This is a genomic window from Pedobacter sp. (assembly GCF_040513095.1).
GTDB lineage: Bacteria > Bacteroidota > Bacteroidia > Sphingobacteriales > Sphingobacteriaceae > Pedobacter.
The window spans coordinates 1-22,624 of the sequence record NZ_JBEVDX010000040.1 but is presented as its reverse complement, the minus strand read 5'-3'; the positions used below and the strand labels follow the sequence as shown (position 1 = coordinate 22,624).

At 41.6% G+C, this 22,624-nt stretch carries 19 protein-coding genes and 4 tRNA genes; 22 read left to right on the top strand and 1 reads right to left on the bottom strand.

The features are described from left to right. Positions 1–29 precede the first annotated feature (29 nt). The 11 genes from rpsT to ABWY16_RS05680 all read left to right on the top strand — a co-directional run bounded on the left by rpsT (position 30) and on the right by ABWY16_RS05680 (position 15,232). Positions 30–284: a 30S ribosomal protein S20 gene (gene rpsT / locus ABWY16_RS05730; RefSeq protein ID WP_142528249.1), complete on the top strand. Its 255-nt coding sequence runs from the start codon at positions 30–32 to the stop codon at positions 282–284. 58 nt (positions 285–342) lie between these two features. Further along, positions 343–1,041, top strand: coding sequence for a RadC family protein (radC, locus tag ABWY16_RS05725; protein WP_353903687.1), 699 nt, complete (start codon positions 343–345; stop codon positions 1,039–1,041). A gap of 84 nt (positions 1,042–1,125) precedes the next feature. Then, positions 1,126–3,525, top strand: coding sequence for a phenylalanine--tRNA ligase subunit beta (gene pheT, locus ABWY16_RS05720; protein WP_353903686.1), 2,400 nt, complete (start codon positions 1,126–1,128; stop codon positions 3,523–3,525). A 51-nt stretch (positions 3,526–3,576) separates the two neighbouring features. After that, on the top strand, positions 3,577–3,867 hold the full coding sequence (locus tag ABWY16_RS05715) for a hypothetical protein (RefSeq protein ID WP_090559056.1): 291 nt from the start codon (positions 3,577–3,579) through the stop codon (positions 3,865–3,867). Positions 3,868–3,899: 32 nt separating this feature from the next. After that, positions 3,900–4,190, top strand: a complete 291-nt coding sequence (locus ABWY16_RS05710; protein WP_041878266.1) for a cell division protein ZapA — start codon at positions 3,900–3,902, stop codon at positions 4,188–4,190. 267 nt (positions 4,191–4,457) lie between these two features. Then, positions 4,458–6,020 carry a ribonuclease Y gene (rny, locus tag ABWY16_RS05705; protein ID WP_185960452.1) on the top strand — a complete coding sequence of 521 codons (1,563 nt, stop codon included), beginning with the start codon at positions 4,458–4,460 and terminating at the stop codon, positions 6,018–6,020. Between the two features lie 99 nt (positions 6,021–6,119). Further along, positions 6,120–6,644: an Mpo1 family 2-hydroxy fatty acid dioxygenase gene (locus ABWY16_RS05700; protein WP_353903685.1), complete on the top strand. Its 525-nt coding sequence runs from the start codon at positions 6,120–6,122 to the stop codon at positions 6,642–6,644. Positions 6,645–6,769: 125 nt separating this feature from the next. Beyond that, on the top strand, positions 6,770–9,562 hold the full coding sequence (locus ABWY16_RS05695) for a TonB-dependent receptor (protein WP_353903684.1): 2,793 nt from the start codon (positions 6,770–6,772) through the stop codon (positions 9,560–9,562). Positions 9,563–9,607: 45 nt separating this feature from the next. After that, positions 9,608–11,065: a beta-helix domain-containing protein gene (locus ABWY16_RS05690; protein ID WP_353903683.1), complete on the top strand. Its 1,458-nt coding sequence runs from the start codon at positions 9,608–9,610 to the stop codon at positions 11,063–11,065. A gap of 114 nt (positions 11,066–11,179) precedes the next feature. Then, positions 11,180–11,719, top strand: coding sequence for a hypothetical protein (locus tag ABWY16_RS05685; protein ID WP_353903682.1), 540 nt, complete (start codon positions 11,180–11,182; stop codon positions 11,717–11,719). 252 nt (positions 11,720–11,971) lie between these two features. Further along, positions 11,972–15,232 carry a TonB-dependent receptor gene (locus ABWY16_RS05680; protein ID WP_353903681.1) on the top strand — a complete coding sequence of 1,087 codons (3,261 nt, stop codon included), beginning with the start codon at positions 11,972–11,974 and terminating at the stop codon, positions 15,230–15,232. Positions 15,233–15,432: 200 nt separating this feature from the next. Here the strand turns inward: ABWY16_RS05680 and ABWY16_RS05675 are convergent, their stop codons facing one another. Then, positions 15,433–17,184, bottom strand: coding sequence for a bifunctional lysophospholipid acyltransferase family protein/GNAT family N-acetyltransferase (locus ABWY16_RS05675; protein WP_353903680.1), 1,752 nt, complete (start codon positions 17,182–17,184; stop codon positions 15,433–15,435). Between the two features lie 160 nt (positions 17,185–17,344). Between ABWY16_RS05675 and ABWY16_RS05670 the strand changes: the two genes are divergently transcribed. The 11 genes from ABWY16_RS05670 to ABWY16_RS05620 all read left to right on the top strand — a co-directional run. Further along, the gene (locus ABWY16_RS05670; protein WP_353903679.1) at positions 17,345–18,151 is read left to right on the top strand and encodes a ComEA family DNA-binding protein; all 807 of its coding nucleotides are present in this window, start codon (positions 17,345–17,347) and stop codon (positions 18,149–18,151) included. Then, positions 18,144–18,671 carry an adenine phosphoribosyltransferase gene (locus ABWY16_RS05665; RefSeq protein WP_353903678.1) on the top strand — a complete coding sequence of 176 codons (528 nt, stop codon included), beginning with the start codon at positions 18,144–18,146 and terminating at the stop codon, positions 18,669–18,671. Before ABWY16_RS05670 ends, ABWY16_RS05665 begins: the two co-directional genes overlap by 8 nt. A gap of 164 nt (positions 18,672–18,835) precedes the next feature. After that, positions 18,836–20,008 carry an acyl-CoA dehydrogenase family protein gene (locus ABWY16_RS05660; protein ID WP_353903677.1) on the top strand — a complete coding sequence of 391 codons (1,173 nt, stop codon included), beginning with the start codon at positions 18,836–18,838 and terminating at the stop codon, positions 20,006–20,008. A 176-nt stretch (positions 20,009–20,184) separates the two neighbouring features. Beyond that, a complete protein-coding gene (gene rpsU, locus ABWY16_RS05655) occupies positions 20,185–20,379 on the top strand; it encodes a 30S ribosomal protein S21 (protein WP_041878250.1) in 195 nt (64 codons plus the stop codon). A gap of 115 nt (positions 20,380–20,494) precedes the next feature. After that, on the top strand, positions 20,495–21,379 hold the full coding sequence (locus ABWY16_RS05650; RefSeq protein WP_353903676.1) for a tyrosine-type recombinase/integrase: 885 nt from the start codon (positions 20,495–20,497) through the stop codon (positions 21,377–21,379). 14 nt (positions 21,380–21,393) lie between these two features. Beyond that, the gene (gene hpf / locus ABWY16_RS05645; RefSeq protein WP_142528236.1) at positions 21,394–21,741 is read left to right on the top strand and encodes a ribosome hibernation-promoting factor, HPF/YfiA family; all 348 of its coding nucleotides are present in this window, start codon (positions 21,394–21,396) and stop codon (positions 21,739–21,741) included. Between the two features lie 177 nt (positions 21,742–21,918). Next, positions 21,919–21,991: transfer RNA gene (locus ABWY16_RS05640), tRNA-Thr, on the top strand. 42 nt (positions 21,992–22,033) lie between these two features. After that, positions 22,034–22,116: transfer RNA gene (locus ABWY16_RS05635), tRNA-Tyr, on the top strand. A gap of 10 nt (positions 22,117–22,126) precedes the next feature. After that, a tRNA-Gly gene (locus ABWY16_RS05630) sits at positions 22,127–22,199 on the top strand. A 78-nt stretch (positions 22,200–22,277) separates the two neighbouring features. Continuing rightward, positions 22,278–22,349 (top strand) — tRNA-Thr (locus ABWY16_RS05625). A gap of 129 nt (positions 22,350–22,478) precedes the next feature. After that, the coding region (locus tag ABWY16_RS05620; RefSeq protein ID WP_353903688.1) for a GTP-binding protein at positions 22,479–22,624 on the top strand (146 nt) is incomplete at its 3' end.

The window sequence follows — 22,624 nt, the reverse complement described above, 5'->3', positions numbered from 1 at the left end:
AATTATATAAAATATTATTATACTAAAAAATGGCAAATCATAAATCATCTTTAAAAAGAATAAGAGCAAACGCTACTAAACGTTTACGTAACAGGTACCAAGCAAAAACAACGCGTACTTTTATTAAAAGATTACGTGCTTCTGTAGATAAAACATCAGGTCAGGAGTTATTGCCTAAAGTAATTTCTATGCTTGATCGTTTAGCTAAGAAAAACGTTATTCACAAAAACAAAGCTGCCAACAATAAATCAAAGTTGACTAAATTTGTTAACAACTTAAAATAGTTCTAAGTTTACAATATTGAAAACGGGATAGCCAATGGCTTATCCCGTTTTTTTGTTTATGGTAAAACGTAAACAAAAAAATGGAATCAAAGGCCTTGCCGCCAGCGAACAGCCCAGGGAAAAGCTGATCCGCCAGGGCCGCAGGTCTCTTTCTGATGCTGAACTGATCGCTATACTGATAGGCTCGGGAAGCCTGAGAGAATCTGCTGTATCTTTAGGTCAGCGCATTCTGGCTGAGTATGCACACAGCCTTTCTGAACTGGGGCGAATCTCCTTAAATGAACTCAGGCAGTTCCACGGAATTGGCGATGCCAAAGCCCTGACAATCATTGCTGCCCTGGAGCTCGGCCGCCGGAGAAAAGAAGAACCCGCAGAATTGAAAGCAAAAATTACTTCATCCAGGGATGCCTTTGAAATCATGCATCCGGTACTGACAGATCTGGGTCAGGAGGAATTCTGGATTATGATGCTGGATGCTGCAAATGGAGTCATCGATAAAACAATGGTCAGCAGGGGAGGCCGTGCAGGGACAATTGCAGATCCGAAAATTATCTTTAAAACGGCCCTGGACCGGAATGCCGCTTATCTCATCCTTTTCCATAACCACCCTTCCGGCAACCTGAAACCCAGCAATGAGGATGTCAGGACCACCAAAAAACTAATCGAAGCCGGCAGGACAATGGAGCTTCCCGTACTTGATCATCTCATTGTGGCAGGCGCTTCCTATCTTAGTCTCGCAGATGAAGGATTCATCTGATCGTAATTATCTGTTGATTATAGGTGAATTCTTATAGCGCAAAGCATTATTTTATATCTTTGCATTTTAGATTGAGATTAGAACATGAAGATATCATATAACTGGCTGAAACAATTCATACAAACAGACCTTACACCCCAGGAACTTTCGCTGATCCTGACCAATATTGGTCTGGAAGTAGAGAGCCTTGACAAAGTACAGCCCGTTGTGGGCGGTCTTGAAGGATTGGTAATTGGCCATGTGCTGACCTGCATCCAGCATCCCAATGCTGACAGGTTAAGAGTAACCACAGTAAATGTAGGTGCGGCAGAACCTGTACAGATTGTTTGTGGTGCACCAAATGTTGCCGAAGGGCAAAAGGTGGTAGTTGCTACCGTAGGCACTACGGTTTATCCTAATGAGGGAGAACCATTCCAGATCAATAAATCCAAAATCAGGGGAGAAGTTTCTGAAGGTATGATCTGTGCAGAGGATGAAATTGGTTTAGGTGGCTCACACGCCGGTATCATGGTACTGGATGCCGATGCGGTACCTGGTATGCCTGCCAAGGAATATTTCAAGATGGAAGATGATTATCTTTTTGAAATTGGGTTAACCCCTAACAGGGCCGATGCGGCCTCTCATCTTGGTGTTGCCAGAGACCTGGCAGCATACCTTAGAATTGAACTGACCATGCCTGATATCTCCTCTTTCAAAGTGGAGAATGAAAATTCAACCATTGCTGTTGAAGTTCAGGATACAGATGCATGTCCGCGCTACAGCAGTGTGGCGATCAGTGGCGTTACCGTTAAGGCTTCGCCCGAATGGCTGCAGGACAAATTGAAAGTGATTGGAATCCGTCCGATCAATAACATCGTGGATATCACTAATTATGTGCTGCATGACCTTGGTCAGCCACTACATGCTTTTGATGCGGATGAGATTGCAGGCAAGCAGATCATTGTGAAAAAAGTTGCAGATGAAACACCTTTTGTTACACTGGATGGGATTACACGCAAACTATCAGCCGATGACCTGATGATCTGTGATGCAGAGAAGCCGGTAACCATTGCTGGGGTATATGGCGGTAAAAACTCGGGCGTCAGCGAAAAAACTACAAACATATTTTTAGAGAGTGCCTATTTCAATGCAGTATCAGTACGTAAAACTGCAAAACGCCACACTTTGAAAACAGACGCTTCGTTCCGTTACGAAAGGGGAACAGATCCGGAAATGACAGTGACTGCGTTAAAACGCGCTGCTCTGCTTATTCAGGAACTTGCGGGCGGTCAGATTTCTTCTGCGGTAGGGGATATCTACCCTCAGCCTGTCGCTCCTTTTGATGTTGAAGTCAGTTATGCAAACATTACCGGCCTGATTGGTGCCGCCATTCCCGACGAGGAAATTAAAGCTATCATTACATCACTGGGGATAACTGTTGCAGCTGAAACACAGGAAGGATTGTCACTGAAGGTGCCCAGCTTTAAAGTTGATGTTACCCGCGAATGTGATGTGACTGAAGAGGTACTGAGAATTTACGGATATAATAATATTGAGATCCCGACTAAAGTGAATGCGTCGCTTTCATTTACTACCAAGCCAGACAAAGAGCAAACCCAGCATGTAATTGCTGATATGCTGACGGCTAACGGTTACCTGGAGATCATGTGCAACTCTCTGACCAAGGAAAGATATTCCAAAAATCCGGAAGAGGCAGTAAAGATACTGAATGCACTGAGCATAGACCTGAATGTGATGCGCCAGAGCCTGCTGATGCCGGCGATGGAAAGTGTTGCGTACAATCAGAACCGTAAGAGTGCTGATGTGAAATTCTATGAGTTTGGTAAAACCTATCATCTGATCAATGAAAAGTATGTAGAACGCCCTAGACTGTTGATTATGCTTTCGGGGGCTGCTGCTGCTGAATCATGGAGCCAGAGACAAAGTCCTGTGACTTTCTATCATATCAAAGCTGCAGTAGATGCTGTGCTGGGCAGACTGGCGGTTACCAATTACCAGACTGAGGAACTGAACGATGAAAATTTTGCTTACGGACTGAAATACTTCAGGGGACAGCAGGCTATCGTTAGCTTCGGCGCCGTGACTGCAGCAGATAAAAAACTGGCCGACGTGGATAAGGATGTTTTTTATGCAGATTTCGACTGGTCATTGTTGCTTGAGATCGTAAGGAAGAACAAGGTGATCAATAAAGAGATATCTAAATATCCTGCCGTGAGAAGGGATCTTTCCATGCTGGTAGATACGGAGGTTACTTTTGATGCCCTGAAATCAATCGCTTTCAAGACAGAGAAAAAATTGCTGAAGGATGTACAGGTGTTTGATGTGTATGTAGGGGATAAGCTGCCTGAGAATAAAAAATCATATGCTTTGAATTTTACACTTCAGGACGACCAGCAAACCTTAACCGATAAGCAAATTGATGCAGTTATGCAAAAGATTATAGCTAACTTAGCACAAACAGCGAAAGCAGAGATCAGAAAGTAATTTTATTTATTACTTTTAGAAAAATTATACAGATTCAATCAATTTATTAGAATGTCTTCGGTTGCGGAACAATTAAATTCAGTATTACATAAAACGGCCCGTTTAATTGAGCTCTGTAATGCTTTACAGGAAGAAAATGAATTGTTGAAGCAGGAGAATGCCTCAGTAAAACTGGCTTTAAATGCTTCGAAAGCAAAGAACTCTGATCTTGATGAAAAGATGAGGGTACTGAAACTGGCAAAGAGTATTGAAGGGACAAGTGAGAAGACACTTGATATAAAGCAAAAAATTAACGATTTTGTGCGTGAAATCGATAAATGTGTAGTGTTGCTGAAAAAATAAGGAATACACCGATTTTGAAACAAAGCTAAGAAATGGGAGAAATCTCGATAAAAATAACTATTTCTGACCGTATCTACCCCCTGAAGGTGAATATGGAAGAGGAAGAAATTGTAAGGCGGGCAGCCAAAATTATCAACGAGCGTATAAAGGACTACCAGGAAAATTATGCGGTCAGAGATAAACAGGATTTGCTATCTATGGCGGTATTGCATTATGCGACTGCCGTATTAAGGGTAGAAAATAAAGTGCAGGACCAGGATACTGCAGTAGCTGAAAAAGTTGAAGAGTTAGATAGTTTACTGAACGACTTTTTTACTAAATAGACCTTTCTGTTGTTTCAATTAGCATAAAAGCTTTAACCGTTGTTAAGTTTTTAGTTTCATTGTTTAGGTGATTCTTGAATACATGTATTATATTGTGGCTTTTTAAGCTGCAATTTGAATTTTGCAAGTATTCAGAGCAGTATGCAGGAACTAAAATTTTAACAGCGGTTTTTTGTTGTTGGGCAAATGAGCATAAATAATGCAGACTTGCATAAGCATCCTTACAGATAAGATGTTTATTCGGGTTTTTTATATATATAAATTAAAATGGAAATAATAGCAATAATTGGATATGTCCTGACCAGCTTAGTCGTTGGTATATTAGTGGGCAGATACCTGTTGCGCAACCTGCTGAAACAGCAGGAGATTGCAGCACAGAGCAAAGTAAAGAAAATATTAAAAGAAGCAGAGAGCCACGCTGAGATCTTAAAAAAAGACAGGTTATTAGAGGCTAAAGAAAAGTTTCTGCAATTGAAAACCGAACATGAGCAGGAAGTAAATGCCAAAAACAACCAGGTAAACCAGCGTGAGAACGCAATTAAGCAGAAGGAACAATCAGTAAACCAGCGTCTGGAAAACATGAACCGCAAGGAGCAGGAACTGGATAACCACAAAAAGAACCTGGAAAAACAAACTGATATCGCGGTTAAAAAACAGGAAGAAGTAGAGGTGCTGAAAAATCAGCATGTGAAACAACTGGAAACTATCGCTGGGTTAAGTGCTGAAGAAGCTAAAAACCAACTGGTAGAAAACATGAAACAGGAAGCCAGGACACAGGCGATGATCCAGGTAAAGGACATCGTTGATGAAGCCAGGCTGACTGCAACGAAGGAAGCAAAAAAAGTGGTTATTCAGACGATACAGCGTACAGCTGTAGAAGCCGCAATTGAAAATACTGTATCTATCTTTCATATTGAAAGTGATGAGATCAAAGGGCGCGTAATTGGTCGCGAAGGCAGAAACATCCGTGCACTGGAAGCAGCAACAGGAATTGAGATCATTGTAGATGATACCCCTGAGGCAATTATCCTTTCGGGTTTTGACCCTGTAAGAAGGGAAATTGCTCGTTTGGCACTGCACCGTCTGGTAACGGACGGACGTATCCACCCGGCGCGTATTGAAGAGGTTGTAGCAAAAACAAAAAAACAGATTGAAGACGAGATCGTAGAGATAGGTGAACGTACAGTTATTGACCTGGGTATCCACGGCCTGCACCCTGAGCTGATCAGAATGGTGGGACGTATGCGTTACCGTTCATCATACGGACAAAATTTACTGCATCACTCCCGTGAGGTAGCAAACTTCTGTGCAACGATGGCGGCAGAGCTTGGCCTTAACGCCAAGATGGCTAAACGTGCCGGATTATTACATGATATCGGTAAGGTACCTGATGATAACCCTGAATTGCCACACGCAATTTTAGGTATGCAGCTGGCCGAAAAATATAAGGAGCATCCAGAGATTTGTAATGCAATAGGAGCCCACCATGATGAAATCGAAATGACCTCTATGATCTCTCCGATCATCCAGGCTTGTGATGCAATTTCCGGTGCACGCCCGGGAGCAAGACGTGAGGTAGTGGAAAGTTATATCAAACGTTTAAAAGAACTGGAAGAACTGGCCTTATCTTACCCTGGCGTAGAGAAAACATTTGCAATCCAGGCAGGTAGAGAGTTAAGGGTTGTGGTAGAAAGTGAAAGGGTAACTGACCAGCAGGCAGAATTGCTTGCAGCAGATATCTCAAACCGTATCCAGACTGAAATGACTTATCCTGGTCAGATTAAAGTTACCGTGATCAGGGAAACCAGGTCTGTGGCTTTCGCCAAGTAAGACATAAAGTATAAATTTATAAAGCGACAGGATTACCTGTCGCTTTTTTTATGCCTGCTTTTTTGATGGATGTATGCTCATGATGGTTATTTTTGCAGGATGAAGAAGGAACAAAAAAATGTGACCAAAGTACCTCAGCGGGAAATTGATGTGCTCTTTGCTGAATATGCTGCTACCAGGCAGCATCCTTTAAACCGTCTGATCCACTGGGTGTGTATTCCCCTTATCCTGTTCAGCATCCTTGGCCTGGCATGGTCAGTTCCTTTCCCTCATCTCGATTTCCTGGGGAAGTATAACGGCTTTCTGAACTGGGCTTCCTTTTTAATCGCTTTCGCGGGATACTATTATTACAGGCTTTCTCCTGTTTTGTCTTACATGATGTTATTACTGGTTTTTGCTTTGTCGCTGATTGTAGTACAGTTTGAAAAGTGGCAACTGTCGGGTGGACCGGCATTGTGGCTGGTTTGTACTGTTACACTGGTAGCTGGTGTTGCAGGGCTTTTAATCGGTCAGAAAATAGAAGGAAAGAAAACCTCAATTCTCAGTGGTGTTAAATTTGTGTTAATCGGGCCAATCTGGCTGCTGGAGATTTTTTCCATTAAAATTGGATTAAAGCGGCATTAAAATGAGTTTAAATGCGAATTAAAGCGAAATTAAAACGGAATTAAAAATGGATTAAAATGTAACCTGACCCTAACGTATACTTAACACTGTGGTAATAGCTTTGCCCTTATTCAAATCAAAGGCAATTGAAACCACAACGACAATTTAAAGAAGTAATAATTACGCTTTTGCTGCTCGTATTTATGAGCGCAGCCAGTTTCGCGCAGGGTACAGGCAAGATCTCAGGTACCATCAGTGATAAAAAATCAGGAGAAACACTTATAGGAGTTACTGTTAAGCTAAAAGGTTCTACCAAAGGTATGGCCACAGATGTTGACGGTAAATATTCGATCACAGGATTAGCCAATGGAAAATATACCGTTGTTTACCAGTATATAGGTTATACAGGAAAAGAAATCAGTGAGGTAGAAGTTACCGGCGGAAAAAACACTATACTTAATGTAATCCTTGAGGAATCTAATTCTCAGAACCTGAACGAGGTTGTGATTAAAGGTTCATTCAAAAAAGAAACTATCAATGCATTATATGCACAGCAGAAAAATAACGCTGCGATTTCTGATGGTATCTCTTCGGAACTGATCAAGCGCTCACCAGATAAAAATACTTCAGATGTATTAAAAAGGGTAAGCGGAACAACTATTCAGGACAACAAATTTGTAGTTATCCGCGGGTTAAGCGACAGGTATAACGCCGCAATGCTTGACGGATCTACTTTACCCAGTACTGAGCCAAACAGGAAAGCTTTCTCATTTGATATCGTTCCTTCCAATCTTGTAGATAACCTGATTATCAGTAAGACTGCTACACCAGATCTTCCCGGTGATTTTGCGGGTGGTGCGATTCAGATTACTACCAAAGATATTCCGGAACAGAATTTTATCTCATTTGGTGTAGGTGCAGGTTACAATACTGCATCAACTTTTAAGGATTTTAAAAGCGGTACAAGAAATATAACAGACTATCTCGGTTTTGATAACGGAGATAAAAAACTTGGTTCTAATTTTCCGGGTACGAACAGGATCAATAATGGACTAACTCCTGCACAAAATGTTTCGGCTTTAAAAGCCTTACCTCGCAGCTGGAGAGTTGATAATTTTACAGCCTTACCAACTCAAAATTACCAATTCACTATCGGAAGGGTAAAAGACCTTAAAAATAACAGGAAATTTGGGGCATTGGTATCATTGACTTACCGTAACGCACAAACCATCAGCAATGATGTGAAACGTCAGTATTATGATTTTGATTATAATGATGATGTATATAAGTTCTCTACAAACATTGGTGCACTGGCAAACTTTGCTTACACCTTTGGAAAGAACAAAATTACGTTTAAAAATATTTACAACAGGATTTATGAAGATCAGTTCCTGTACAGAACAGGGCTTAACCGTGCGATCAGCAGTGATATTCAGTTCTATGCATTCGACCTGATGCAAAAATCATTATTAAAGTCTACAGTTGAAGGTGATCACCAGCTGGGTGAGCGCAATGCAAAATTAAACTGGTCACTAAGTTTCAGTAATGTATTAAATGATCAGCCTGATCAGAAAAAACTAAACTATGCAAGGCTTACATCTGCTGATGCAAGCACTCCCTACTCGGCCAACATTACTACACTGGGAAGAGAAAACGCAAGATTATTTTCAAGGATGAATGAAAATTCATACACAGGTGCTGTAAATTACTCATTGCCTTTAACTATGTTCAATTCAAAGGCAACATTCAAAACAGGTTTGAGCGCCTTATACCGCGATCGTACTTTTGATGTACGTTTTCTTGGTGCTACTGTTAATTCCTCAGATATCAGCGAACAAATACGGCAATTGCCCATTGATAAGCTGTATTCAACCAGTCTGATCAATGGAGGTAACTTCAGGATCGCTGAACTTTACAACAGGCTGGACCAATATGTTGCCAATTCATTAACCAACGCAGGATATGCTATGCTGGATAACAAACTTGCTGAGAAGGCAAGGTTAGTCTGGGGAGTACGTGTTGAACAGTTCAATGTGAACCTGACACCGGAAGATGCGGCAGCTGAAAAAGTGAAACAGAACTATGCTGACGTTTTACCTTCTGCAAACTTTACCTATAACCTTACAGATAAAATCAATTTAAGGGCATCTTATTACCGCACAATTGCACGTCCTGAGTTCAGGGAGTTATCGGTTTCTACTTACTATGATTACGAGACCTTATCAAACTTACAGGGTAATCCTAATTTAAAACGTTCAAATATCGATAACGCGGATATCCGTTTTGAATTGTACCCGCAGGCCGGACAGATCATCTCGGTATCCGGTTTCTACAAGAAGTTCAAAAATGCAATCGAGACTTTCAATAACGATGCAACATCTACCAGAACGGTTACTTATTTCAACTCTGATAAAGCAACTGTATACGGTGCTGAATTTGAGATCCGCAAGAGCCTTGAGTTTATCAGAGAAAATGATTTCCTGAAAAACACTACAGCTTATGCCAACGTATCGGTTATTAAATCGAAAGTAACAAATGATACGAATACAGGTTTAAATAACGTTGAAGGTACCCGCGTAATGGTTGGTCAGGCTCCATACGTAATTAATGCAGGATTACTACACAGTTTCCTTGATAACAAGTTTACTTTCAACGCTCTCTATAATAAAGTAGGACGCAGGCTTGCTGTAGCAGCAGGATCGCTTTACCCTTCAATCTGGGAAGCACCGAGAGATGTGATCGACTTACAGCTGGGAATGAAATTGCTGAAAAACAAAGGCGAGCTGAAATTTAATGCGGGCGATATCTTAAATCAGAAAGCTACTTTCTATTATGATATAAATACCAACAAAAAATATGACGGTGCTCCTAACGACTATACGGTGAGCAGCTTTAAAGCTGGGAGTAATTTCTCAGTAGCATTCTCATATACTTTCTAATAAACCAAATCTCAAATAAAATTACACTAATAAAAAAACGAAAAAATGAAAAAACAATTATTGGCAACAGCCTTGAGTCTACTTGTGTTTTTCGCAAGTTGTTCGAAAAGTGATAACGGGGATGACGACGGTGAGCTGGTTAACCCTGTAACTGGTGTCGTTGAAGTAACTGGCGATATTACTACTGCTACCAACTGGACGGCAGACAAGATTTACCTGTTAAAAGGTAACGTATTCGTAACCAACAATGTTACCCTGACTATTGCTCCGGGAACAATTATTAAAGGTGACAGAGGTACTAAGGGTACGTTGATCATCACCAGAGGTGCTAAAATCAATGCAACAGGTACGGCCGAGAAACCAATTGTATTTACATCCAACATCGTTGCCGGTGGCCGTGCTCCTGGCGACTGGGGTGGTTTAATCCTTTTGGGTAAAGGTGTCAACAACCTTGGAACTTCAGTAGCAATTGAAGGTATTTCTGATGCAACGGATAAAGCTAAACATGGTGGTACTGACAACGCTGATAACTCAGGTGTTCTGAAGTATGTACGTGTTGAATATGCTGGTGTTGCTTTAGGCCCGGACAATGAGATCAATGGTGTAACCTTTGGTAGTGTTGGTTCTGGTACCACTGTTGAATATGTAGAAGTATTCCGTTCAGGTGACGATGCTTTCGAATGGTTTGGCGGTGCAGTAAATGCAAAACACTTACTTGCTGTTTCTACATGGGATGATGACTTTGATACTGATAACGGTTTCTCTGGTAAAATCCAGTTTGGTGTTGCTCAGCGTTTAGCTGGTGTTGCTGACGTTTCAGGTTCGAATGGTTTTGAATCAGACAACATCTCAACTGGTGCCGGTACAGCTCCATTTACTTCAGCTGTATTCTCAAACATGACTATCTTGGGTCCGGTAGCTCCGGTACCTACACCAGTTCCTACAGTTAACGCGAGTTATCAGCATGCTGCGCAAATCCGTCGTAATTCACAGATCAGCATTGCAAACTCTGTTATTGCAGGTTACACTGAAGGTGTTTTTTATGATGATGCATTGCCAGCCAGTGGTGCAAACTCTTCAAGTTATTTAGTGAGTGGTGCTTCGTTTTTCACAAACAACCTGGTTGCAGGATCTAACGGAAAAGCCAACCAAATCAAAGCTTCAAACGCTACTGCTTTAGCTGCGATTACTCCAATCCTGACTTCAGCTGCTTCGGCGAATGTATTCACTCCTGATCTTTATGCTATCGGTATCTACACTGATCCATTGAAATATTCTGCAGATCAGGTTGCTGCTGCAAGAGTTGGTGTACCTAACTTCACTTTGCTTACAGGTTCTCCTGCTGCTACCGGTGCGTCGTTTGCAAATGCGAAATTAACGGATGCTTTCTTCGAGAAAGTTGCTTATAAAGGTGCATTCGGTTCTACTGACTGGACAGCTGGATGGGCTAGTTACGATCCACAAACTTTACCTTACACTACCCCTGGTGCTGTAACTAAGTAATATTATTTTATTATTGAGACGACCCTGCAGGATATTCCGGCAGGGTCGTTTTTTTATATGCTGTAGCGTTTAATCATTTGATAACGTTTTAGTTATCAAATAAATAACAATCTCATGAAAAAACAAATTACTCTTTTTTTAAGCCTGCTGGCTTTGGTTTTTATCAATTTATCCTGCGCTAAGCAAAGCGGTAGGGACGAAGTAATCCGGATTGACGAAAATAACCTTACTCCCTGTCCGGCCAATGCCAACTGCCAATATCTTTTTACTGAACAGGCAGATGTTAATCCAGGTCCGGGAACTTTTGTGACAGGAAAATACAGGCTTTTCTGGAGCAGTGTGCTCAACCAGGGCGTGAGTTATATTATATACATCAAAGCACCAATGACGGGTAATGCATTCAGTCTTTCACGCGAAGATATCGTTAATGGGAAGATCGAGATCAGCCGTTCCTGCCCGGCGTGTTTATTTGCTGCATCCAAACTGGTGGATGGATATGTTAAGGGGATTAACCTGACACCCGGTAAACCTGCTGATCAGACAAAATGGATTCTGGAAGTGCAGATCATTTCCGAATCAGTTTATGGAGCTCCCCCGGTCAGAGATACTGTATCCGTGAAACAATATTTCTACCCCAATTTTGTTTACAATTAAGCATGTATGGTGCATTTTGAGGATAGTTAACATAAACTTAATATTCAGGAAACATAGTTTGCAGCTTTCAATTATCTGATGTTAACACATCCATTTTCGTAAAATACACCTGATAGCAGTTCAAACAGCTTTTTTAATCCCATTTTAATCCTGTTTTAATTTAATATTAATTCCAAAGTGTATTAATGTGAACTTAATATTAAGGTTACGTTGCAACTCTAATTTTACAAAAAATAATTAGAGGCAACTCATATGAAACGAATTATATCAAATCTCTATTGCTTTCTCCTAACTGCTCTCCTCTTTATGGGCATGGGTGTAAATGCACAGGTGACAACTTCCAGCGTTAGCGGAAAAGTAAAAGATGCGAAAGGACTCAGTGTTCCGGGAGCAAGTGTGTTGGTAGTACATCTTCCAACTGGTACTAAATACGGTGCAGTAACCGGAACTGATGGTTATTTCCGTTTAAACAATTTGAACCCGGGTGGACCGTATAGAGTAACTGTAACTTATATTGGTTACAGTAAACAGGACAAAGAAGTTGGCAACCTTGGTTTGGGTATTGACCAGCGCGTTGATTTCACCCTTTTAGACGAAGGCCAGCAACTGACAGAAGTTACTGTAAAAGGTAAAAGAGGTGCATTGAAAACTGGTGCAGGCACGCAGATCGGCGAAGAGCAGATTAGAAATATGCCTTCAACAAGCCGCAGTTTAACTGATGTTACGCGTGTAACCCCACAGGTAAGTAAAGACAATTCATTCATGGGCACCAACTTCAGGTACAATAACGTTACTATTGATGGTGCGATCAACAATGATGCAATTGGTTTCAGTCCTTCTTTAGGCGGACAGAGTGGTAGCTCAGGAATGCCGGGAAGCAGCACAAGAACCAACCCTGTTTCTATTGATGCGATCCAGGATGTACAGGTGTTACTTGCACCTTACGATGTGAAGATTGGTAATTTTACAGGTGGTAGTGTGAATGCTGTAACACGTTCAGGTACAAATGAAGTGACCGGATCTGTTTACGGTTTTGGCCGTAACGCTTCCCTGATCGGAAGAAATAAGACTGGTGACAACTCAAAAGAGCCCTCTGATTTTCATGAATATCAGACTGGTTTCCGTGTAGGTTTACCATTGATTAAAAACAAATTGTTCTTCTTTACAAATGAAGAAATCACCCGCCGCCAGGATCCTGTGATCTTAGGTGCAGGTTCTTCTGATATGACCGTTATCACCGAAGCTCAGGCACAAGCGATTACTACGCTGATGAAAACCAAATATGGTATTGATCCCGGAGCCTATGGTAACTATAATATCTACTCAAATTCGAATAAGTTTTTCAATCGTTTAGACTGGAATATCAACGATAAAAACCAGTTGACGATTCGTAATAACACCATTACTTCTGAGGCGACTAACCTGGAACGTGACCAGGCTAACTTCAGGTTTGGGGGTATCGATTATAAACAAACGAATAACCAGAACTCTACAGTTGCTGAGTTAAAAAGCAGGATTTCCAATAACCTGTCAAACAGTTTGGTTTTTGGCTACTCAAGTATCCATGATTACAGAACCCCAACTTCCAACGCTGCTTTACCGCAAATTGAAATCGGTGGTACAGGTGGAACAATCTTTCTGGGTACAGACCGTGAAGCGAGTATCTTTAACATGAAACAAAAAACTACTGAGTTTACTGATAACCTTACCTGGACTAAAGGAAGGCATACGTTTACTTTTGGTACACACAATGAGTTATATAACATTACCTATGGTTTTGTAAACAGCTGGAACGGACGTGTTGCATATAGCAATGTGGATGCTTTCCTGGCTGGAAATCCTAACCGTGTAAGAACGAACTACAACTATACAGATAACAGCAGAGATTATATTCTGAACAATCCACCAGCTGAATTTAAAGTTAACATGTACAGTGTGTATGGAGAAGATCAGTTCCAGATGACTGACCGCTTTAAACTGACTTACGGTATCAGGTTTGATATGGCAGATATGCCAAATAAGCAACCGTTGAGCGTTAAAACTACTGATGCTCCGGTAGATCCTAACTATGGTACTACTTATACTTATACACTTCCAAAAAACATTAAAAATGACTTCTTTGGTCAGGTACAGGTTTCACCACGTGTAGGTTTTAATTTTGATGTATTGGGCGACCAAAGCCTGATCATGCGTGGTGGTAGTGGTTTATTTACTGGTCGTGTTCCTTTCGCATGGTTAGGTTATGCTTATTACAATAATGGTGTAACATACGGTGCATATGACAACAGATCAAGTTCCAAAGCTTTTGCAGCAGGTTCTGATCCCATCGCTGATGCCTTAACAGGTAAGGGTGAAGCTGGATTTGTGTCTAAACAAGGCGTAAATGTAAATGACGCCGCCGGAGCAACACAGGTAGATTTAATTGATAACAACTTCAAAATGCCTAAAACATGGAGAAGCAGTTTGGCTTTTGATTACAAAACTGCTAACCAGTGGAGATTTACTGTTGAAGGTATCTATACTAAAGTTATCCATGATTTGATGTTCCAGCAGATCAATATTAAAGATAACCCGACTTATCTGATCTATGATACCCAGCACCAGCAACCAATTTACACCTCTGGTGATGCTGGAAAAACCAGTCTTTTGTATACTAATGCTTACCTGCTTTCCAATACAAGCAAAGGATATCGTTACAGCTTAACAGGTCAGATCGGTAAATCTATCCCAGGTGGTTTTGATATTATGGCGGCTTATACTTACGGAAGATCCAAGGATGTGACCAATGGTATCCGTAACTCAATGGAGTCCAACTGGCAGTTAAACCAGTCGTTAAGCCCTAATAATCCAGGAGTAGCCAACTCTAACTTTGATATCCGTAACAGGATCGTTTCTACAATGAACTATAAACACAGCTGGGATCAGGCTGGTAAATATGTAGCTAACTTCTCCCTTTTCTTTAGTGCACAGTCGGGAACACCATATTCTTATGGCTTTGTAAACGCTACAATCAATAATACAGGACAAACAGTTAGTTTGGTCTATATTCCTCAGGTTGGCGAAACAGCCAGGTTCTTTGCTGCAAATGCAACCGGTGCTGCACAGGCCGCTGCTTTCGATGCCTTTATTGATGGTGATAAATATCTGAAAACAAGAAGAGGTGAGTTTACAGAACGTAATGCTGCACGTACACCATGGAACTACCAGGCTGATTTCCGTTTCTCACAGGACATCAGAGTGGTTACTAACGGTACCCATAAGCACACTTTATCGTTTACTTATGACATCGTAAACTTAACCAACCTGCTGAACAAGAAATGGGGCGTACAGTATTTTTCTCCGAACACGTTTAACTCAATGGCTAGTGTAGGATTGTCTACTACTACAGGTGGTGCAGGTTCTCCAACAACATATCCGACTTACACTTTCAGTCAGGCGAACACAAGTAAATATTCTAAAGATTTCTTTGCATCAAGATATCAGATGCAGTTTGGTCTGAGATACAGCTTCTAGTTTCCGCAACGTTTTTCGAAAGCCCGGGTCATTTTAAATGATCCGGCCTTTTTTATAACCCATTCTTAATTTTCGCTTAACATACTGACCTTACATTTGCGATGTAAATATTTGGTTAGTATTTATAAAGTTTAGGTTTAGTTGATAAACGAAAAGCCAGGGTGGATGTCCTGGCTTTTTGATTTTAATGAATTTGCTGTTTAGAAGTTCTTGCCGATCTTCTCCAGGATCTCTGGCGGAATGTTCCTTGTGTCTACCAGAAGGAATCCATCAAGGCAGTCCGAAAATTTAGGATCAGTATTGAAACAGATGATCTTCGCATTTAAATTCATGTATTGTCTTAGCAGCACAGGAATTTTGATATGTGAATTTTCAATATCAGAGATCAGTCCGTCGAGGTCCTTGAGTGATTCACTGCTTTCGATAAGCAGGTCTTTGTCAATCGCAGAAAGATCTGCCTTGAATTTATTCCTTGGTTTCACATATTGTCCCAGCTCATAATCGAAATGGTTCTTGGTGATGAAATCCACGATCAGTGATTTGGAGAACTTAGAAAAGTTGTTACTGATACTCACCGGTCCAAACATATATCTGTACTGCGGATTGTCAAGCAAATATTTTAATATCCCTTTCCATAGCAGGAACAATGGTAAAGCTTTTTGCTGGTATTCCTTACGGATCCATGATCGGCCAAGTTCGATACCCTGGTTTAATATCGGGTAAAATGCTTCTTTGATCTTGAACAGCTCTGACAGGTAAAATCCACGCTTACCCATCATGTGCAGGATCTCATCGCCTTTGCCTATACGGTAGGCACCCACAATATTTTGCTTCTCCTTATCCCATATAAACAAATGGTGATAATAGATGTCATAGTTATCCAGATCTATCTTTTTATTGGTTCCTTCGCCAACCTCCCTGAATGTGATTTCCCTCAGCCTGCCTATTTCTTTCAGAACAGTTGGGATGTTGGCTGTCGGGGAGATATAAACTTCGTATTGTTTTTCGGTCCATACCCGGTAAGCCTCCAGCTGCCCGATTTCCTCAGCGATACTTTCCCTGGGTGTTTCTTCGATAACCGGCTCAGGTTTTTTCTTGATCTTGAAAAGATTGATCGGATTGAAGAGTTTTTTCTCTTCCTCGATACTGGTACCTAAAGCATAAGTACGTGCCCGCAGGAAATCAAGTAATTTATTGGTGTTGTTGCGGTAAGAGATATCTTCGATATTGATCGGCTTTCCGATCCTTACTTTTATTTTTAAGCCCTGTTTGTTGAGAAACTCTGAAGGCAGCTTTGCGGTACGCAGGGTGGGGTGGATGAAACTCAGGATGTTAAACAGTACTCCGTTATTGCCATGAAAATAGATGGGTACAACCGGTACTTTTGCCCTGGCGATCAGCTTGCCTACTACAGGGTGCCATAACCTGTCGGTAATCTCCTGTTTGTCGAGGCTAAAGGTAGAAACCTCACCGGCAGGAAAGATACCAATTGGCGTACCCGTTTTCAGAAGATCAAATGTTGCTTTCAGTCCGCTGATGCTGGAGGTATGCTGTACATTTTCAAAGGGATTTACTGCTACAAAAAATTCGTTGAGGTTAGGAATCTTCTGCAGGATGAAGTTCACCATTACCTTGGCTTCGGGTCTCACCGTACATAGTAATTTAACGAGTGCCAGACCTTCTACACCACCGTAGGGATGGTTTGCAATGGCGATGAAACCGCCGGTCTTGGGAATATTCCTTAAATCATCTTCGTCAAAGTCGATCGATACCCCTATCGTTTCCAGTATTTTATCCACAAACTCCAAGCCATTGAAATGCTGGTTCTGGGAGAAAACTTTATTGATGTCGTTTAATTTCATTACTTCCATCAGCAGGGCCGCTAATCCCGGAACACCCAGTTTGTCGATTTTTGTGGCTTTTGCAAACTCTTTGGTGGTTATGATCTTCATATATGAATTTAAAGGAGATTTTGTTCGACCTCAAAAATAAGATTTATATTTCTAAATAACGGCAGTACATTGTTGGGCGATGAGAAAATGGCTTAATATATACTTCAATTTTTCGAAAAGGGAATATAACGGATTACTTGTCTTGATTTTTATCCTGCTTGTGATCACTATCATACCTTATTTTTTTGCTGTCCTGCTGCCAGAGAACGGTGATCTGGTGGCGGATAGTATAGCGATCAGGAAATTAGAGCTGCTGGAGATGCAGTTGAAGGAGCACCCATACCGCAGGGGCAGGCCAGTCCCGGCCCGGTTATTCAGCTTTGATCCCAATCATACCACTGCGGCTGAGTGGCAGCTGCTGGGTTTGTCGCCCAAACAGGCGGCGGTGATGATCCGTTATACTGCTAAAGGCGGGCGTTTCCGTAAAAAGGAAGATCTTCGAAAAATGTATATGGTGACTGAGGAGATGTTTCAGCGCTGGAATCTTTATATCAAGATATCTCCGGGGGATACGCTGCCGTATAATAAGTATGCTCCCTATAAATTTACAAAACCTAAGCCTGTGCTTGCTGCTTTGAACACGGCAGATACGCTGCAGCTTGATTCGGTTAAAGGCATCGGCCCTGCTTTTGCCAGGAGGATAGTGAAATACCGGGAGGCCCTGGGTGGTTATTATAAAAAAGAGCAGTTGCTGGAGATATTTCAAATGGATACCGCCCGCTACAATGCAGTTAAAGACCAGCTCATCCTTGATAAAACTGCTCTCCGGATGATCCATGTCAATAAAATTGAGCGTAATGATTTAAAGTATCATCCCTATTTGAAATATAACCAGATCAATGCCATCATACAATTTCGGAAACAACACGGAAATTATAGTAATATTGCGGAGTTAAAAAAGGTGGCGATACTGTCTCCTGAAACGGTTGAAAAGTTGGCCCCCTATATTTCATTTGATCATGATTGAAACAAAAATAAAACAGATTGTGCGCGATGTAAACGATTTTCCGAAACCAGGGATCGTATTTAAAGATATCACACCTATATTAAAGGATGCAGTTTTATGCAATGCTATTGTGGCCGCGCTGGCCGAACAGCTGTCGGAAATAAAGGTAGATGTGGTAGCCGGAATTGAAAGCCGGGGTTTTTTATTTGGATTGTCGCTGGCCAATTACCTGGGCGTGCCTTTTGTGCCGATGCGTAAAGCCGGAAAACTTCCTTATAAGACTGTAAAACATTCGTACGACCTGGAGTACGGCAGCGCGACGCTGGAAATTCATGAGGATGCTTTTCTTCCCGGTCAGAATGTACTGATCCATGATGATCTGCTGGCTACCGGCGGTACAGTGATTGCAGCGTCACGGCTGATCGAAAAACTGGATGCAGTAGTGGCCGGTTATTCCTTTATCATTGCGCTGGATTTCCTGAACGGAAGAGATCGCCTGCTCGAATTTTCTCCTAATAATTATGCTTTAGCTTCTTATTAACAGATTGGGACAAATTCCCGTAAAATATTTTTAAGCCCATAACAGCCATTTGTGTGATTAAGATCAGGTAATTGGACTGAATACCATTTCGTTCTTTTTGAGGGCAAATATTCAACTGCTGCTGCTGCACAGATATTTTCTATCATTGCATCAACAACAGGAATATGCAGGACACACTCACTCAAAATACAGGTTTTGACTTTGGTATCTCGGAAAATCAGCTGATGATCCGCCAGATGGTGAAGGACTTTGCTGAGAAGAATATTCGTCCGCATGTGATGGAGTGGGATGAAGTGCAGCACTTTCCTGTAGAGGTGTTTAAAGAGCTGGGCAAGCTGGGCCTGATGGGGGTACTTGTACCTGAAGTGTATGGTGGCTCCGGATTAGGTTACCAGGAATATGTGGATGTGATTGTCGGCATTTCCAGGGTTTGCGGGTCAATCGGTCTGTCACTTGCTGCCCATAATTCTTTATGTACCGGCCATATCCTTGCCTTTGGTACTGAAGAACAAAAGCAGAGATGGCTGACCAGGCTTTCAACAGCAGAATGGATTGGTGCCTGGGGCCTGACTGAAGCCAATACGGGTTCGGATGCCTTAAGGATGATGACAACTGCCACTCTTGAAGGCGACCACTATGTGATCAATGGTTCGAAGAACTGGATCACCCATGGAAAAACCGGTGACCTTGCCGTTGTGATGGTACGTACAGGTGAGAAGGGCGATTCCAAAGGGATTTCTGCCATTGTGGTAGAGCGTGGAACTCCGGGATTTTATGCCGGTAAGAAAGAGAATAAGCTGGGGATGCGTGCATCCGAAACCACAGAAATGATTTTTGATAACTGCCGCGTACCGGTTGCAAATTTGCTGGGTAACGTTGGCGAGGGCTTTAAACAGGCGATGAAAGTTCTGGATGGAGGAAGGATTTCCATTGCGGCACTGGCCCTGGGTATTGCCAAAGGTGCCTACGAGGCTGCCCTGGCTTATGCACAGGAACGCCATCAGTTTGGCCAGCCGATATCCGGTTTTCAGGCGATCAGCTTTAAGCTGGCGGATATGGCTACGGAGATAGAGGCTGCGGAGCTGCTGATCAGGCAGGCTGCGGACATGAAGAACCGGGGTTTAAACATGACAAAAGAATCTGCAATGGCCAAGTACTTTGCTTCTGAAGTATCAGTGAGAACTGCCACAGAGGCGGTACAGATCTTTGGCGGCTATGGTTATACCAAGGATTTCCCGGTAGAGAAGTTTTACCGCGACAGTAAGTTGTGCACGATAGGAGAGGGCACTTCTGAAATACAAAAAATAGTTATTGCAAGAGAAATACTGAACGGGTAATTCCTGTTCAGCCAACAACGAATATTCTAACCAAATATAATTAAACAATCCGGTGCACTGAAATGGTGTACCGGATTTTTCATTTCTGCGCTTATTTTCATTTTTAATGCTGATAATCAATATTAATGTGTTACCTTTGCAGTCCTAAAAACAACGAGAGGAGGTATTTTAACGTTATGATCATCATTAATATTAAAGACGGCGAATCACTTGATAAAGCCTTAAAACGTTTCAAAAAGAAATTTGAGAAAACTGGTGTGTTGAGAGAACTACGCAGCCGTCAGGCATACGAGAAAAAATCTGTTGCTCGTCGCACATTAGTTAAACACGCGATTTACAAAGAAAATATGCACCTGGAAGGTAAAATTTAATCTTACCAGATATTTTATTTTAAATATATTAAGCGCCGGAGGATTTTTCCTCCGGCGCTTTTTTTATATATACATTTTGTGTACATTGACCTCACAGGATACAAATTTTGGATGCATGTCGGTCGAATCCTTTCTAACATATATACAGCACGAGAAGCGTTATTCTCCGCATACCGTACTTGCCTACAGAACGGATCTCCTGCACTTTACAGACTTTATTCTGAATACGTATGAAATGCAGCCCGAAGCGGCTAAGCATATCCACATACGGGATTATATGGTGCGTCTGATGGACGAAAATATTGGCGCAAATTCCATTGGAAGAAAACTTTCCAGTCTCCGCAGTTTTTATAAATACCTGCAGCGCAGGAAAATCGTTGCCGGCAGTCCGATGGCAATGATCAAAGCGCCCAAAGTTCCTGAGCGTTTACCAGTGTTTGTGGATGAGGAGAAATTAGACCATTTGCTGGATTCGGGAGAGTTCTTTGATGACAGCTTTCCGTCGCAGCGTGATAAACTGGTAATCGAGGTACTTTTTGGTACAGGGATGCGGCTTGCTGAACTTTTAGGTCTCAGGGTATCAGATATCGATTTTTATGAAGAAACGATCCGGGTATTTGGAAAAAGGAAAAAAGAACGGATTATTCCGGTGACCAAACAGCTTGTGGCTCAGTTGAAAACGTATATTGATCTCAAAAATTTGCAAAATTTTGATAACAAAAGCGAAGATTTATTCGTTACTAATAAAGGAGCAGCAGTTTATCCGCTGTTTATCTATAAGATTGTAAAGAGTTATTTGACGTATATTTCCACACAGGACAAGAAAAGCCCTCATGTATTGCGGCATTCTTATGCCACAAGCCTGCTGAACAGGGGAGCGGATCTGAATGCGATAAAGGAGTTACTTGGCCATGCCAGTTTGGCGGCTACACAGGTGTACACACACAATTCTATTGAAAGATTAAAAACAATATATAAACAAGCCCATCCAAAGGCATAAAAAAGGAGGAAAACATGAAAATTACAGTTCAATCGATCCATTTCAATGCAGACCACAAGTTGTTAGATTTTATTCAGAAGAAAGTTGACAAGCTGGAGCAGTTCCACGACCAGATTATAAGTGGGGAAGTCTATTTGAAACTAGAGAATGTAGAAGATGAGGCTAATAAAATAAGTGAGATAAAACTGAGTGTCCCGGGAGGGGTATTGTTTGCAAAGGAACAATGCAAGAGCTTTGAGGAGGCGACGGATTTATCCATTGAATCGTTAAAAAAACAAATCACCAAACATAAAGATAAAACAAGAGCAAAACTTTCGGAGCATAAAGCTTTGCTGAATGCGAATGAAGTGACTGATTATTAGGGTAGTATTTTCAGAACTTTTGAAGAAAAAACCAGCAGCAATAAAACTGCTGGTTTTTTTTTGAAAATAGTTTTGCAAGTAACAATTATTCTTGTAGATTTGCATTCCAATTCGGAACAGGGGTTAACCCTTAAAGAGCTGGTTTGTTCTGTGAATGTTTAGTAAATAATAATAAAAGCCTCCTTAGCTCAGCTGGTAGAGCAACTGACTTGTAATCAGTAGGTCATTGGTTCGATCCCGATAGGAGGCTCTTTTAAACCTGCATTGTGAGATGAGACGGTTTATTAGAAATGGGGGGATACCAGAGTGGCCAAATGGGACAGACTGTAACTCTGTTGTCGCAAGACTTCGAAGGTTCGAATCCTTCTCCCCCCACATTATAAAAGCGAAAGTAGCTCAGTTGGTAGAGCGATAGCCTTCCAAGCTATAGGTCGCGAGTTCGAACCTCGTCTTTCGCTCTTGGTTCAAAGAGCAGTCGGCAGGATGGTCACAGTTTAAATGCCAGACCGGTATTGGGATTGTGAAGAGAATAAAAAGCCGACGTAGCTCAGCGGTAGAGCACTTCCTTGGTAAGGAAGAGGTCATGGGTTCAAGTCCCATCGTTGGCTCAGGAATAAAAATAAACGAGGCTTTGTTAACTCTGTTAGTATGGACAGAATCAACAAGGTTTTTTGTATTGAAATTGTATTATAACAATAAGTAAAAATAAAAGTTAACCTACTAATAAGTATAAAAACATGGCAAAAGAAAAGTTTGACCGCAGCAAGCCGCACTTAAACATCGGCACTATCGGTCACGTTGACCACGGTAAAACAACCTTAACAGCAGCTATCACTAAAGTGTTATCTGATGCTGGTTTATCTGAGGCGCGTTCATTTGATTC